Genomic DNA, 13,660 nt, shown 5'->3' on the forward strand with positions numbered 1-13,660 from the left:
TTTAGGGCTCCGGTTGGTCTTCAGGTGGCACCGAGGTGCCCGTCAAGGTCATGCGCGCCAGATTGGTGGCGCCGAGACGGGCGAGTGCCGGCAGGTATTTCAGATATTCCGAGAGAAGCAGCCGCGTGGTGCCGGGATACTTCCACCAGCGGTCGACATGCACATTGTTGTCGATCACGGGGTAGGGCGCGAGAGTGACGCCCGGCAGAGCCCGGGCGAGCTCGGCCAGCGCGCGGGGCATGTGATAGTTCGATGTGACCACGATCAACGAGCCATACCGGTTGAGCGTAACCCATTGCGCGGTCTCGGTGGCATTGTCGATCGTGTTGCGGGCCTGTTTGTCGATATCGACGCAACAGGCGAAGTATTGATCGCCTTCGGATGCGAGCCGCTTCAGCTGGTCTCTCGTCGTGCCTCGGTTGACACCGGTAATGAGCACACGCTTGGCCTTGCGCTGCGCCAGCAGCTTCATGGCCTCGTCGATGCGGGAGACACCGCCGGTCAGAACCGTAATGCCGTCTGCGGCGTGGACGGGCTCCTGCCGCTCCCGGGCGACGCCGTTGGCGAATACGATGAAGCCGATGATGAGCATGACGAGCAGCAAGATGATCGCGTCGAAGAGCAGGCGCATGCTGCCCGTGAAGCCGCGGAACCGCCTGAAATGCTGCGGGCGACTTGGCGCTTGCGTTTGGACTTCGACGTCTTCGTTCACCACGTGTCCTGAGCTTGGTTTCGAGGGGCTTTCCTACCTCGATTGGTCCTGTCGCGGCGCAGAATAGGCAAATTTGACCGCACAAGAAATCGGCTTTACGGCGCCGTCAATGGGGTCACGCGTAGGTCCTGAGGACGCGGATCACGCCGAACCGCGACGTGACCATGCACAAAGCAGCTACGACGACGACGACGAGGAGCAGAAGGATATAGCCGCCGAAATCGAGTACGCCGGAGCCGACGAGGCGCCTTGTCTCCGCCTCGGTTACCGCGCCGCCGCCGAGCAACTGCATTAAGAAGGGCAGCAGCAAAAAGGCAATGACCGCAGCGAAGGCGCCGGCAAGGCTAGCGCGGACTCCAAGTCCGAGAAAGTGGCGCGAGAATTCGCTTGAAATGAATCGCTCGTTGGCGCCGACGAAATGCAGAACCTCGATGACTTCGCGGTTGGACGCCATGGCGCTGCGCGTGGCCGAGACAATGATGGCAATGGTCGCCGCGGCCACGAGGGCCAGCACGGCGAGGCCCCCCAGCGCGGTCGATCGCGTGATCAAACGGATCTCCGCCTGCCAGCGGCGATGATCGTCCAAGGTCACGCCCTCGAAGTTCCGCGACAGCGCTGACTTGATGAGATCGATGTCGGGCGGGCTGGACCGGTCGATCTCCACGGCAATCAGACGAGGAATGGGCAGGGCGGACAATGCCGCGGTGGAGCCAAGCCATGGCTCCAGCAGCTTGGCGGAATCCTCGGCCGTCAGCGGCCGCACCCGCGTTACGCCTTTCTGCTTGGCGAGGAAAAGCGAAACGAGCGTCATCTTCTTCTCGATGTTGGCGGTATCGATCGGATCGAGCTCGATGGTGATTTCGCTGGCGATGTCGTCCACCCAAGCATTCGCCGACTGGTTGATCATGTAGACGCCGCCCGCGGTCAGGCAGGCGAGGAAGGTCATGATCCCGATCACCGCGGTTAGTGCGTTGCCGGCAATCGAGGCCGACGGCACGATCTGCGTGGTTGTCGGCTGAAATTGCCGGGGCAGCCGCGCGCTCAACGGCGCGGGCAGGATGCCCGAAAGCAGGCTCGTCCACGGATAGTCCCGGATGTCATCGAGGAAGGTCACGCGGCGCTCGTTTGCAATTGGCCCTCGGAGAGCATCAGCCGGGGCGCTTCCAATTGTTCCATGAGGGCGTAGTCGTGGGTGGCGATGATGACCGAGGTGCCGAGCCGGTTGAGTTCGACGAACAGCCGGAGCAGGCGGTTGCCGATGGCGGGGTCGACATTGCCCGTGGGCTCGTCAGCGAGGAGCAGTTCGGGACGGCCGATCACGGCCCGGGCGATCGCCGCGCGCTGTTTTTCACCTCCCGATAGCGTTTCCGGATAGGCGTGGATGCGGTCGCCGAGGCCGACCCAGTGGAGGAGGTCGGTCACGTCGTCGGAATAGTCGGCCTCTTTCTTGCCCATGACCCGTAGGGGCAGCGCCACATTCTCCCAGGTGGTCAGATGGTCGAGAAGGCGGAAATCCTGGAACACGATTCCGATCCGGCGGCGCAAGGCTGCCCGGCCGGCCGAAGGCAAATCTGCGATATTCTCGCCAAAGACGAAGATTAGGCCTCGTGTCGGCCGTAAAGACATAAACAGAAGGCGCAAGAGCGAGGTCTTTCCAGCGCCGGAGGGTCCTGTCAGGAAGTGAAAGGACCCGGGAAGCACGTGAAAAGTGACATCGCGCAAGATTTCCGGGCCGGAGCCATAGCGTAGTCCGACATTGTCGAAGCGAATCACCCGTCTTCCTTGCTTTTCTTGAGATTGCCGACCACTGGCACTTTATGCTGAACTCCCGGTCCGGTATCAATGGATTTGGGCAACTGCATGGGGCGTCCGCATTTTCGCTGCGTAGTGAGACGATTTCGGCTTCACAAATGGCAACACTGATTATCTGTCCGGCTTGCGACACCCGCTACCAGATCAAGGCGGCTTTTCCGCCTGAGGGTCGCAAGGTCCGCTGCGCCAAATGTGGGCATGTCTGGCAAGCGCAGGCGGCAGCGCCCGAGGGCGCCGAGCCACAACCGGCGGCCCCCACGCCCCCAGCACCCGAGGCCCCGGCTCAACCGGCCGCGCCACGGTCTGCACCGCCCCCGCCGCCACAGGCGGCTCCGCCTCCGCCGCAGGCTGCCCCACCGGCACCGCCGCCCGAGCCGCCGGCACCGCCTGAGCCTGCGCCACCGCCTCCTCCTCCACAGGCTGCTCCGCTGCCCCCCCCGCCGCCGCCACCTCAGGCCGCTCCGCCGGTGCCGCCTCAAGGCGATGTCGAGTTCGGCACCGACGAGGCGCTCGCCGATCAGGTCGCGCGCATCAATGCCGAGGCCGGCGTACCGGGTGCTGAAGGCGTGCCGCCGGCGCCTGAGCCTGAGGCCGAGGAACCGGAGAAGAAGGGCGGGCTGTTTGGGAAGCTCATGCGCAAGCGCGACGAGCCTGCCCCGCCGCCGCCTCCACCGCCGGCCGACATGGCGCCGCCGCCTCCACCCTCCGACATGGCGCCTCCGCCCCAAGAGCAGGAGGAAGTGTCCTTCGGCGCGCCCCAAGACAGTTCCCTGGACGCATCGTTCGATGCGGGCTTCCCGGAGGAGGGCGGTGCACAGGATCCGGCGCTGGAAGACCCCAATCTGGTTGCCGCCGCCTTTGGCGAATCGGTGGCCAAAGCCACGACGCCGAAGAAACGGCCGCCCATCGTCGCCATCGGCTGGGGCATTTTGGGCCTGATCGTGCTGACCGTGCTCGGCTTGTTCGTGTTCGCGCCGGCCACCACCGTATCGATCCTGCCGGGCGCCTCGCGCATCTACGCGATGCTCGGCATGCCGGTGGGCGCCGAGGGCCTCGCCTTCGAAGGCGTTCGCTATGGCTGGACCACCAATGCCGGACAGACCGTGCTCGAAGTCCAAGGCAATGTGCGCAATACGGGCTCGTCCGTCATGGCCGTCCCGACTGTGGTCATTGCGCTGCGCGACGAGAAGGGAGAGGAAATCTCCGAGTGGACGACGGAGGTTGGTGCTGCCGAGCTTTCCGCCGGTGAGGAGGCGCCGTTTTTGAAGCAGATCCCTTCGCCGCCGAGCAATGTCCGAAGCCTCAAGGTCCGTTTCGCCGACGCCAAATAGGACGGCCGATCGAGAAGGCCAAGTTAGCAGGGCCAAATCAGCATGGCGGAGCAGCCCGTGGGGGAAACGGTCAGGCCCCTATTCACGGCCGAGACGATCGCAACCCGTATTGATGCGATGGCGCGCGACATTGCCGCCTGCGATCTCCACGATCCGATCATCGTTGCGGTGCTGAAGGGCAGCTTCATCTTCGCCGCCGATCTGATCCGCGCGCTCTCACGCCAAGGACTGCACCCGGAGATCGACTTCATCTTTCTGGCCAGCTACGGCAGCGGAACCACGGGCGGAGAGGTCAAGATTCTGCGTGACGTGGAGAGCACGATCGAAGACCGCGACGTGGTGATCGTCGACGACATTCTCGATTCTGGCCGCACGCTTTCCTTTGCCACGGCGCATCTCGCAGGCCGCGGTGCGCGCGGCGTGAAGACCTGCATCCTTCTGAACAAGCAAGTGCCGCGCGGTGTCGACGTCACGCCCGACTTTACCGGGTTCGAATGTCCCGACCTGTTCGTGGTGGGCTACGGCATGGACCTCGCGCACTGCTATCGCGAGTTGCCGTTCATCGGCGTGGTGGAGCCGCGCGTTTAACGGTCCAAGACCAGCCGTACCTCCACGAGGTTGGAGCGCACACGCAGAACATAGAAGCCAAGCGTCGCCAAATGCGAGGGCATGAGCCAGCCATCCTCCGCGCCGTTGGAGATGATCGCGGGCTGAATACGAAGCGAGGCCCGCAGTTGCTCCTCGAGCTCGTCCCATAGGGCCGTCAGGCGGCGTTCCTCGATGACATCGGCAAAGTCGGTGCGCGCGGCGGTGAGAATGCCGTAATAGGCGTAGAGCTGGCCGTAGGCGAACCAGAAGCGGTCGTCGGCGCGGGGGTCGAACCAGCCGCTGCTGTAGTTCTCCGAACGCTCACGCAGGATCGCCGAGGTGGCGCCGATGTCCTTGGCGATGCGGTCGACGAATTGCAGCAGATTGTCGGCGCGCACGTCGAACACGGCCTCGCACTTCTTAAGTCTGTCGTTGAACTTGTGCAGGTCCTTGATCGCGGAGCGGTAGAAGCTCGGCGTGGGCGTCTTGGGTCCGAAGGGACTGAACGAAAAATACCAGGTGGTTTCGTCGAATTGGAGCGCGCCGCGCGCGCTCTGCAAATCCTTGTCGATTTGCGACGTTCCGCGTACGCGCCCCAGCGTGTCGACGAGTTCGATCGCGGTCCGGCGGACGGCTTGGTGCACGCCGCGCTGGAAGGCGGCCTTGTTGTCGAAGAAGGGCGTGCTCTCCCAGGGAAGCCCGAACAGGCCGAGCTTGTAGAGCAGCATGGACGAGATCCACGCGTTCTCGTTCACGTTGAAGTCGACCAGGTCGGCCGTGGACTCCACCACCATGGACTTACGGCATGTTTGCGTGGCGGTCTCGGCGTCTTGGGTTTCGCTCTCTCCGGTGATGATGCCGCCGCCGCTCGGCTTTGCGTTGCTTAAGCCGGTGTCGCTTGTGTGCTCATAGCGGTCCGCATAGTTCGTATCGAAGCCGCTCCAGACTTGCGTGTTCCAGAAGAAGTAGCCGTAAAGGGCGAGGAAGCCGACAAGGATCAGCCCGAGCAGCACTTTGAGGAGGATACCGCGCTGGGCGAACCAGCGGCCGAGCCAAACGAATGGCCTCAGCATGAAGGCGATGCCGAGCCCGATCCCGCGGCCGATAGCCCGAAAAGTCGCTGTGAAGAAATTGACGATGGAGTTCAGCATCGCGCCTCAAAGCCCTTTCGACGGTTCCACACCATAGTAGGGCGACATATAGGGCATCGACGACGGCGTTGCTGTGGCCGCACGCACTTTTTTCGAAAAGCGAGAATGGCGCCTAGAAGGAGCGGATAAGCCGCTCCAAATAGTCGAGCTCGAGCATGGGACGTGTCGGGTCGCCGATCCGCGCGCGCAGTTCGTCAAGAATCTCGCGCGCCCGCTGGATGTCGATCTCGTCGGGGACTTGGACGCTCAAGCCTTGGTCGGGCCGGTTCGAACGGTCCGGGCGGCCGAGCGGGTCGCGGCCATTGGAGCCTGGGCCTTGGCCGCCCGCCTGCTCTTGGCCGTCCTGCGTCATCTGCTGCGCCATGGATTCCGCGCCCTGGCGCATGCGGTCGAGCGCAAGGCTTTGGCTCTGGGTCGCGCGGTCGAGGTTGCGCTCACTGATCGCCTGCTCGGCCTCTTCCATGGCCTCACTGGCGCCTTCGAACTCGCCCGGCGAGTCGTTCCCCGCCATGCCCATGCGCTCGATGAGCTGCTCCAGTTTGTTGCGCAGCGCTTCCTGGCGTTTCTTGAGATCGCCAAGCGGGCCTTGCGGCTGCCCTTGTTGCTGCCCGATCTGGGGTTGGCCGCCGCCCGGCGCATCGCCCTGCCGGCCTGATTGGCCTTGCGCCCTCGGGCCGCCCTCGCCGCCTTGCGGCATCCCTTCAGAGAAGGGGGCCATGCTCATGCCGGGGGCGAACTCCATGGGCTGGCCGGGCGGGCTCACGTCGAACTGCTCGCTCTGGCCGCCGCCTTGACCTTGCCGCTGCTCACGCTTCTCAGCGAACGTGTCGTCCAACAGCTCCTGCTGATCGGAGACCACGTCGTCCAGGTCTTTCATCATCTTCTGGGCGCGCTGCTGCTGGGCGTTCTCCGGGAAGTTGCCGGTCTGCAGACGATCGAGAATGTCGTTCAGCTCTGACAGCATGCGCTCGGCCATGTCCTTCGACCCGGCTTCGGCCAGGTCCTGGATGTTCTCGAGCATCTTGTCGAGATCCTGCTCCGAGACGAGCTGGTCACCGTCCTGCTGGCTCTCGGCGGCCATGTTGCCCTTTTCTTGCTGCTGGGCGGCGAGCGCTTGTAGGTAGCGCGACAGCGCGGCGCGAAGCTCTTCGATGCGCTTCTTGATCTCCTCGGCCGGTGCGTTCTCCTGAAGCGCGCGCAACAATGCGTCCTGCGCACTCTTCAGTTCGCGCTCGGCTTCCGGCAGATCGCCTTCCTCGATGCGCAGCGCGGTGGACCACAGCTGGGCAACGACGCTTGAGACCGCGTCACGCGAGTCGTCGTTCCTGAGACGCCAGAACGTATTGCGCAAAGACAGATAGACGACGCGATCGTCGATCGCTTTCTCATCGCCGATGGTCAGTCCGTCCAGTGCGCGGGCGACCATCGCGGACGAATCCGGTTCCTGCACGAGCTTGCGGCGCTGCTCGATCACGGCGCGCGCGAGCGGCTTGGTGAAGACGCGCGCCGGCAGAACGAACTCGCTCACCTCGCTCTTGCCGGTCTGTTCGGCCTGATCTTTTGCGGCAAGTGTCATGCGCACCTTGAGCCCAGCCCAAGGATGCGCCGTGAGGTCCTGGGTGCCGCGGCCCTCGACCTTCTTGGCGTTCGAGCGCGGCAGTTGCAGCTTCATCACCGGCGGGCCGAACAAAGGCTCCGACTCAACGAGATCTTCTTCTTCCTCGATGCCTTCGACGGGGAAGGCGGCGCCAAGTGCGTCCTCTTGGTCCGGCGCAAGCGTGAAGTTGGCTTCGGCGCTGGCCACGCCGTAATCGTCGAGGGCGCTATACTCCAAGCGAAGCGCGCCACGGGGCGTCGCGGTCGGCTCGCCCCGCAAGGCAATCTGCGGCGCGGCGTCTTCGGTCAGGGCAAATTGCCATTGAGCGACGGTCGATCCGCTAATGCGCACATCGGCGGTGGAGGGCTTCCTCAAGCCGACATTGAACTCGACCAGTCCGGTGCTGCCGCCGGTCTTCGGCTCGATGGTTTTCGCCTCGCTGCCATCCTCGTTGTAGATGGTCAGCGTCACGGTCTCGCCTTCGGGCGCGTGCGTGCGGACGATGAGCTGGCTGCGCTCGGGCACTTCCAGTGCGCGGAAGGATTCGGCGCCCCGGCCGATCGCTTCGCTGCCGTCGGCCAGAACGAGCGGCGCCATGCCGGTATAGACCGGCGGCGTCACCCAGGCATCGAGCCTGATCAGCTTGGGGGAAGCGCTGGCGGCCGGCGAGAAGGCCGCATCGAGGCGGGATCTGGCATCGGGGCCGGCGGCGATGAACGCGGCGATAAGACCGATGAACAGCGCCGCTCGGATCGCAAAAGGATCCTTCCGGTCCGCGCGCGGGGCGGGCCAGGAGGGCTTCAGCTTGGCGATGAGTTGCGACAGGCGCTGACGATGGAGCGTCCACAGCGTCACCGTCTCGGTGGGCGGTTCGGCGCTCAGCGTATCTTCATAGGACGAGGCCGGGCGGTGCGGGACCTCGGCGTTGCGCTCAAGGCGCCGCAGGGCCTCGGCGCGCGTCGGCAAGGCAATCCGGATGAGCGGCAGGCAAGCGGCGATGAGCCCGGTACCGAAGCCGAGCAGAACGATGCGATGGACGAGCGGCGGCAGCAGGCTCCAGCCGCCGAGCAGCGTGAACACCAAGAACGCGCAGACCACGACGAACGGCCAGAGCAGCGCCTCCCAGGCGCGCTCGGCGAACAGCGCCAGCCAGCTCAGGCGGACGCGGCTCTCGAAGCGCCTCTTGAGTGAGGCGGCCTCGGGATCGTCCTTGGGGTCGCCGGGGCTGGATTTTTGGCGGTTGCGTTGGGCCATGGTCCGGAATTGGTAGCACAGGCAGCGCCTGGCCGAAGGTTACATCACGGTAATTTGGGGGGAGAACCGGGCAAAATACAGGCGCTTTTCAGGGCCGATGACAGGTTCACTGCCAATCGGGCAGGCGCTCGGCCTTGAGCATGTCGTTATAGTCCGGCCGGGGCCGGGTGACGCAATATTCGGCCCCCGACACCAACACTTCGGGTACCAAGAGACGGCTGTTGTACTGGGAGGCCTGCACCGCGCCATAAGCGCCTGCGGTCATCACGGCGATGAGGTCGCCTGCCTCCAGTTCGGGAAGCGGCCGGGCCAGCGCCAGATAATCGCCGGTCTCGCATACCGGGCCCACCACGTCGGTCACGCGCGTGAAGGATTCAGGCGCGGCCTCTGTGACCGGCAGGACCTGGTGATACGCATCGTACAGCGTCGGGCGGATGAGATCGTTCATCGCCGCATCGACGATGGTGAAATTCTTATGCGGCGATGTCTTCACATAAAGGACGCGGGCGACGAGGATGCCGGCATTGCCGGCGATCATGCGGCCCGGCTCGAACAGCAGGCGCGCATCGAGGTGCCCAAGCGCTTCGTTTACCAGCCGAGCGTAGTCCGTCGGCAGAGGCGGTGCGGGCGCATCGCTGCGATAGGGAATGCCGAGGCCGCCGCCCAAGTTCACAAAGTCGATGGTGAGCCCTGCGCCACGCAGCGTGCTGACAAGTTCCGTCAGCAGCGCGAACGCGTTCTGGAACGGCGCCAGCTCGGTGATCTGGCTGCCGATATGCATGTGCACGCCGGCCGGCACGACGCCCGGCAGCGCGACGGCTTTTTGGTACAGCGACAGCGCCTGCTCGAACGGCACGCCGAACTTGTCCTCCGCCTTGCCGGTGGAGATCTTGTGATGGGTCCCAGCGTCGACATCCGGGTTGACCCGGAAGGCGATGCGGGCCGTCGTGCCCTTCGCCTCGGCCACTTCGTTCAGCGCGTGAAGCTCCGGCTCGGACTCCACGTTAAAGGCATAAATCCCAGCCTCCAGCGCATGCGCCATTTCTGCTTGCGTCTTGCCGACGCCCGAGAAGGCGATGCGATCCCCCGGCACGCCCACCTTGAGCGCCCGGCGCAGCTCGCCTTCGGAGACGACGTCCATGCCCGCGCCGAGCTTGGCCAGCGTCGACAGCACGCCGAGGTTGGAGTTGGCCTTGATCGAATAGCAGAGCAGCGTGTCGGGGCGCGCGGCAAAGGCCTCGGCAAACACGCGGTAGTGCCGCTCAAGCGTCGCGGTGGAATAGCAGTAGAACGGGGTCCCGACAGAGGAGGCCAGATCGCATAGATCGACCTCCTCGGCGTGCAGCACATTGGCCTCAGACACGCCACGCCGGTAGGCGAAATGGTGCATGGGGAAATTCTATTCGATCAGGGCGTCGAGGATCGGCAAGCGCCGGTCCGGGGCACGAGACATTTTGGCAGACGGGTCGGCATCGGTCTGGGGATAGGCCGACTGCGGCCGCTCAAGCGAGCCACGGCGCCCGCAGGCGGAAAGCCCGACAGCCGATATCAGCATAAGCGCTAACAGGATGCGCAATGCGCTTCCCATGGGTTTGATCCCTGTGGTGTCGTGCCCCTTAAGAATCAGGGCCTCTTGCCGGGCCTCTTTGCCCCTCTCTTTTATCGCGAGAGGCCGCCCTTCTCCAAACGCTTTATCCACGCTCTCGCCTCCCGCCGAACATTGGTGGGGGCCGTTCCGCCTTGGCTTTTGCGGCTTTTTGCCGACCGGGCGGGGTCCAGGACCGTATAGACGTCCTCGGTGATTCTGGGCTCGACCGACCGGAGATCCGGCAGGGTCAGCTTCTTCAGATCGGCGCCCTTGGCCTCGGCGAGGGCCACAATCTTGCCCGTCGCGTGGTGGGCCTCCCGAAAGGGCATATCCAGAGCTTGCACCAGCCAATCGGCAAGGTCGGTGGCGGTGGCGTATTCGCGGCCCGCCGCCTTCTTCATCGCCTTGGCGTCGATCGTCAGATCGCCCACCATGCCGGCCATGGCGGCGAGGCCGAGCCTCAGCGCATCCAGCGCATCGAACACCGGCTCCTTGTCCTCCTGCATGTCCTTGGCGTAGGCCAGCGGCAGCCCCTTCATGACCAGGAGCAGCGCTTGGAAGGCGCCGGCAATGCGCCCGGTCTTGGCGCGCACCAGCTCGGCGGCGTCCGGGTTGCGCTTTTGCGGCATGATGGACGAGCCGGTGGAGAAGGCATCCGACAACTTGGCGAAGCCGAATTGCGGCGAGGTCCACAGCACGATCTCGTCCGCCAGCCTCGACAGATGCATGGCCGCGATCGAAGCTGCGGCAAGCGTCTCCAGCGCGAAATCCCGGTCGGACACCGCGTCCAGCGAGTTCGCCGTCGGCCGCGTAAAGCCGAGCGCCTGCGCCGTCATTTTGCGGTCGATGGGAAAACTCGTACCGGCCAGCGCCGCGGAGCCAAGCGGGCATTCGTTGAGCCGCGTGGCGGCATCGGCGAACCGTCCCCGGTCGCGGCCGAACATCTCCACATAGGCCAGGCAATGATGGCCGAAGGTGACCGGCTGCGCGGTCTGCAAATGCGTGAAGCCGGGCATTACCGCATCGGCGGTCTCTATTGCCGTGGTCGCGAGCGCGAGCTGAAGCGCGGCGAGACCCGCCTCGATGGTGACGATCTCGTCCCGCACATAGAGCTTGAAGTCGGTGGCCACCTGGTCGTTGCGCGAGCGGGCGGTGTGCAGCTTGCCTGCCACGGGGCCGATCAGCTCGGTGAGCCGGTGCTCCACGTTGAGGTGGATATCCTCAAGTTCTCGCGCAAATTTGAAATCGCCGGCCTCCATCTCGGCTAGGATCCGGTCGAGACCTTTTGCGATCTCGTCCGCCTCCGGCTCTGAGACGATACCGGTCGCCGCAAGCATGGCGACGTGGGCCTTGGAGGCCTCGATGTCGTGCCGCCACAGCCGCTTGTCGAAATCGATGGAGGCATTTATCTCCTCCATGATCTCCGACGGGCTTGCGGCAAAACGGCCGCCCCACATGGTGTTGGTCATGATCGTCCAGGCCTTAGCGGGCAAAGTTCAAAGAGGATGACGTGGACGCTTCTAATAAACGTAAGCACGCCGGCTTACCGGCCAAGTACGTAATCGCCGCCTGCCTTGCGGTGATTGCCGGGTTCGCCACGGTATATTTGAGTCTAGCCCCGTCTGACAATGGGCGGACGTCTGCTTCGGTAAAGGACGAGGCCGCCAAAGGGGCCGGAAGCGGGCCGCTTGCGGGCCTGAACAAGGGCCCCATGGCCGCTTTCGTGGCGCGGAAGGCGCCGCTCGATCTTCCCGACGTTGCTTTCGAGGGGCCGGACGGGGCGCCGATGAGCCTCGCCGACCTCAAGGGCAAGGTCGTGCTCCTCAACATCTGGGCGACGTGGTGCGTGCCCTGCCGGGAGGAGATGCCTCAGCTCAACGCGCTTCAGGCCGGGCTCGGGGGCGGCGACTTCGAGGTGGTGGCGATCAATATCGACAAGGGCGGTGTGGACAAGGCCAAGGCCTTCCTGGAGGAGACCGGCGCCACGGATCTCGCGTTCTACGCCGATCCCAGCGCCAAATTGTTCGCCAAGCTCAAAGCCGTCGGCATGCCGACGACGCTTTTGCTCAATGCCCAAGGTCAAGAGATCGGCCGGCTGGTGGGGCCGGCGGACTGGGCCTCGCCGGAGGCGAAGAAGCTCATCGAAACGGCGATCAAGAACGCGGGCTAGGCGTCTACTGCACCGGCCGCACCGCGTCCTTCTCGATACGGTAGTTGTATTGGCACGTCTGCGAGGCCTCCTTGTTACACGGGATGCCGGAGGTGGTGACATGCATGGTGCGTGTGTCGCCGCTCAAGGAGAACTTGTACGCTTTAACGAAGTCCTCGAAGACGAGTTCCCAGCCGTCGCCATATCCGAGATAGATCTGAAGCGTGCAGCCGTGCGGATTGCAGGTGGGGTTTTCAGCGCCCGTGCATTTGAACTTGGCGAAGTCGGCGATCCAATCGTTGTGCCCGTCGCCGTTTAGATCGTCGCCGCGCAGGATGGGTGCGGTCACGGGATTGCCGCCCGCCTTGCGGCAAACTTGCGCGGCCTCGGCGATAATCTCGGCGATGTCCTCGGGCGTGTCTTCTGCGTGGGCCGGGACAAGCATCGCGGCGCACGCAAGGGACGCCAAAAGAGCGAGGCGACAACGCAGGACGAAAGACAACAGGAGGAGGCTCAGTTGATGGCGGTCAGGGTGGCCGCGGTGGGAATACCGGAGGCTTGCGCGACCGGCGTGTAGTGGAGCCCAATCAGCTCAGGGCTCACGCTCGATCTGCGGACGGACCGGCGTTTGCGCCTCTTCTTCGGCCTCGGTCCGCAAATGACTTGGCGCAAGTGTGCAGGCTGCTCGTCGAGTTTGGCTTGAATGGCGAGCCCATCCAGGCTCGTGCCGAACAGCGATTTCCAGAAATAGCGTTTGAAGCCGTTCTCCAGAAGCCGCGCGGCGCGGGCGTTACGTACCCGCGTGGACGGCTCGCCCAGAACCACGGCCACGAGCTTGCGCCCTTGGCGGGTCGCGCTGACGACGATGTTGAATCCGGAATCGCAAATGAAGCCAGTCTTCATGCCGTCTGCACCGTTGAAGGTGCGCAGCAGGCCGTTATGCGTGCGCAGCTGCTTCTGACCGACTTGCACGGACTTCATGGCGAAGATGTCGGAGTGCTCGGGGAATTCGATGATCAGCGCGCGGGCGAGGCGGGCGAGATCGCGCGCGGTCGTATATTGCTGCTCGTTGGGAAGGCCGTGCGGATTGGCGAATTGCGTCTTGGTCATGCCGAGTTTCTTGGCGGCGGCGTTCATGCGGTCGATGAATGCTTCCTCGCTGCCGCCCACCGTCTCCGCGATCATGACCGATACGTCATTGGCGGACTTGACGATGATCACCCGGATCGCCGTCTCCAGCGTGATGGACTTGCCGACCGACAGGCCGAGCTTGGTGGGGGGCTCCGCCGCGGCGTTCTTCGAGCAGACGACCGGGGTCGAGAATTTGACCTCGCCATTGCGCAGCGCATGGAAGGTGACATACGCGGTCATCAGCTTGGTCAGCGAAGCCGGGAACCACAGCGCGTCGGGATCCTCTGAATAGAACACCGTGCCGTTGTAAGGCTCGAAAACAAGGGCGGGGCTTGCCGTGGCGGCCG

Annotated in this window: 13 protein-coding genes and 1 pseudogene; 4 read left to right on the top strand and 10 right to left on the bottom strand. The window is 64.4% G+C overall.

Annotated elements, in window-relative coordinates; all coding sequences use genetic code 11:
* Position 1 precedes the first annotated feature (1 nt).
* The 3 genes from ABY454_RS00610 to ftsE form a co-directional block, all read right to left on the bottom strand.
* The gene (locus tag ABY454_RS00610; protein ID WP_372928221.1) at positions 2 to 712 is read right to left on the bottom strand and encodes a YdcF family protein; all 711 of its coding nucleotides are present in this window, start codon (positions 710 to 712) and stop codon (positions 2 to 4) included.
* Between the two features lie 115 nt (positions 713 to 827).
* The gene (locus ABY454_RS00615) at positions 828 to 1,826 is read right to left on the bottom strand and encodes a cell division protein FtsX (RefSeq protein ID WP_372928222.1); all 999 of its coding nucleotides are present in this window, start codon (positions 1,824 to 1,826) and stop codon (positions 828 to 830) included.
* Positions 1,823 to 2,485 (bottom strand): cell division ATP-binding protein FtsE, encoded by a 663-nt coding sequence (gene ftsE / locus ABY454_RS00620; protein WP_372928223.1) that lies wholly within the window; start codon positions 2,483 to 2,485, stop codon positions 1,823 to 1,825. Before ftsE ends, ABY454_RS00615 begins: the two co-directional genes overlap by 4 nt.
* A 137-nt stretch (positions 2,486 to 2,622) precedes the next feature.
* Here ftsE and ABY454_RS00625 point away from each other — a divergent pair.
* The 3 genes and pseudogenes from ABY454_RS00625 to hpt all read left to right on the top strand — a co-directional run.
* Positions 2,623 to 2,688 (top strand): annotated as a pseudogene (locus ABY454_RS00625) (hypothetical protein); the annotation flags it as partial.
* 303 nt (positions 2,689 to 2,991) lie between these two features.
* Positions 2,992 to 3,855, top strand: a complete 864-nt coding sequence (locus tag ABY454_RS00630; protein ID WP_372928237.1) for an FxLYD domain-containing protein — start codon at positions 2,992 to 2,994, stop codon at positions 3,853 to 3,855.
* A 42-nt stretch (positions 3,856 to 3,897) separates the two neighbouring features.
* A complete protein-coding gene (gene hpt / locus ABY454_RS00635) occupies positions 3,898 to 4,443 on the top strand; it encodes a hypoxanthine phosphoribosyltransferase (protein ID WP_372928224.1) in 546 nt (181 codons plus the stop codon).
* Here the strand turns inward: hpt and ABY454_RS00640 are convergent.
* The 5 genes from ABY454_RS00640 to argH form a co-directional block, all read right to left on the bottom strand.
* Positions 4,440 to 5,594 (bottom strand): DUF2333 family protein, encoded by a 1,155-nt coding sequence (locus ABY454_RS00640; protein ID WP_372928225.1) that lies wholly within the window; start codon positions 5,592 to 5,594, stop codon positions 4,440 to 4,442. The genes hpt and ABY454_RS00640 overlap by 4 nt on opposite strands.
* Before the next feature lie 112 nt (positions 5,595 to 5,706).
* On the bottom strand, positions 5,707 to 8,445 hold the full coding sequence (locus ABY454_RS00645; protein ID WP_372928226.1) for a TIGR02302 family protein: 2,739 nt from the start codon (positions 8,443 to 8,445) through the stop codon (positions 5,707 to 5,709).
* A gap of 106 nt (positions 8,446 to 8,551) precedes the next feature.
* Positions 8,552 to 9,835, bottom strand: a complete 1,284-nt coding sequence (lysA, locus tag ABY454_RS00650) for a diaminopimelate decarboxylase (RefSeq protein ID WP_372928227.1) — start codon at positions 9,833 to 9,835, stop codon at positions 8,552 to 8,554.
* A gap of 9 nt (positions 9,836 to 9,844) precedes the next feature.
* Positions 9,845 to 10,033 (bottom strand): lipoprotein, encoded by a 189-nt coding sequence (locus ABY454_RS00655; protein WP_372928228.1) that lies wholly within the window; start codon positions 10,031 to 10,033, stop codon positions 9,845 to 9,847.
* A gap of 71 nt (positions 10,034 to 10,104) precedes the next feature.
* Complete coding sequence (gene argH, locus ABY454_RS00660; RefSeq protein WP_372928229.1) at positions 10,105 to 11,502, bottom strand: argininosuccinate lyase; 1,398 nt, start codon at positions 11,500 to 11,502, stop codon at positions 10,105 to 10,107.
* A gap of 41 nt (positions 11,503 to 11,543) precedes the next feature.
* On the opposite strand from argH, the gene ABY454_RS00665 reads away from it, so the two are divergent.
* On the top strand, positions 11,544 to 12,203 hold the full coding sequence (locus ABY454_RS00665) for a TlpA family protein disulfide reductase (RefSeq protein WP_372928230.1): 660 nt from the start codon (positions 11,544 to 11,546) through the stop codon (positions 12,201 to 12,203).
* Positions 12,204 to 12,207: 4 nt separating this feature from the next.
* On the opposite strand, the gene ABY454_RS00670 is transcribed toward ABY454_RS00665, so the two are convergent.
* Both ABY454_RS00670 and ABY454_RS00675 read right to left on the bottom strand, forming a co-directional pair.
* Complete coding sequence (locus tag ABY454_RS00670) at positions 12,208 to 12,627, bottom strand: hypothetical protein (RefSeq protein WP_372928231.1); 420 nt, start codon at positions 12,625 to 12,627, stop codon at positions 12,208 to 12,210.
* 68 nt (positions 12,628 to 12,695) lie between these two features.
* On the bottom strand, positions 12,696 to 13,660 hold a 965-nt coding region (locus ABY454_RS00675), incomplete at its 5' end, for a D-alanyl-D-alanine carboxypeptidase family protein (RefSeq protein ID WP_372928232.1).

Source organism: Methyloceanibacter sp., from assembly GCF_041573655.1.
In the GTDB taxonomy this organism is placed as follows: domain Bacteria; phylum Pseudomonadota; class Alphaproteobacteria; order Rhizobiales; family Methyloligellaceae; genus Methyloceanibacter.

Bases quoted from the DNA above. Each gene is read 5' to 3' on its own strand.
- hpt (WP_372928224.1), top strand. From the start codon at position 3,898: ATGGCGGAGCAGCCCGTGGGGGAAACGGTCAGGCCCCTATTCACGGCC.
- ABY454_RS00640 (WP_372928225.1), bottom strand. From the start codon at position 5,594: ATGCTGAACTCCATCGTCAATTTCTTCACAGCGACTTTTCGGGCTATC.
- ABY454_RS00645 (WP_372928226.1), bottom strand. From the start codon at position 8,445: ATGGCCCAACGCAACCGCCAAAAATCCAGCCCCGGCGACCCCAAGGAC.
- lysA (WP_372928227.1), bottom strand. From the start codon at position 9,835: ATGCACCATTTCGCCTACCGGCGTGGCGTGTCTGAGGCCAATGTGCTG.
- ABY454_RS00655 (WP_372928228.1), bottom strand. From the start codon at position 10,033: ATGGGAAGCGCATTGCGCATCCTGTTAGCGCTTATGCTGATATCGGCT.
- argH (WP_372928229.1), bottom strand. From the start codon at position 11,502: ATGACCAACACCATGTGGGGCGGCCGTTTTGCCGCAAGCCCGTCGGAG.
- ABY454_RS00670 (WP_372928231.1), bottom strand. From the start codon at position 12,627: ATGCTTGTCCCGGCCCACGCAGAAGACACGCCCGAGGACATCGCCGAG.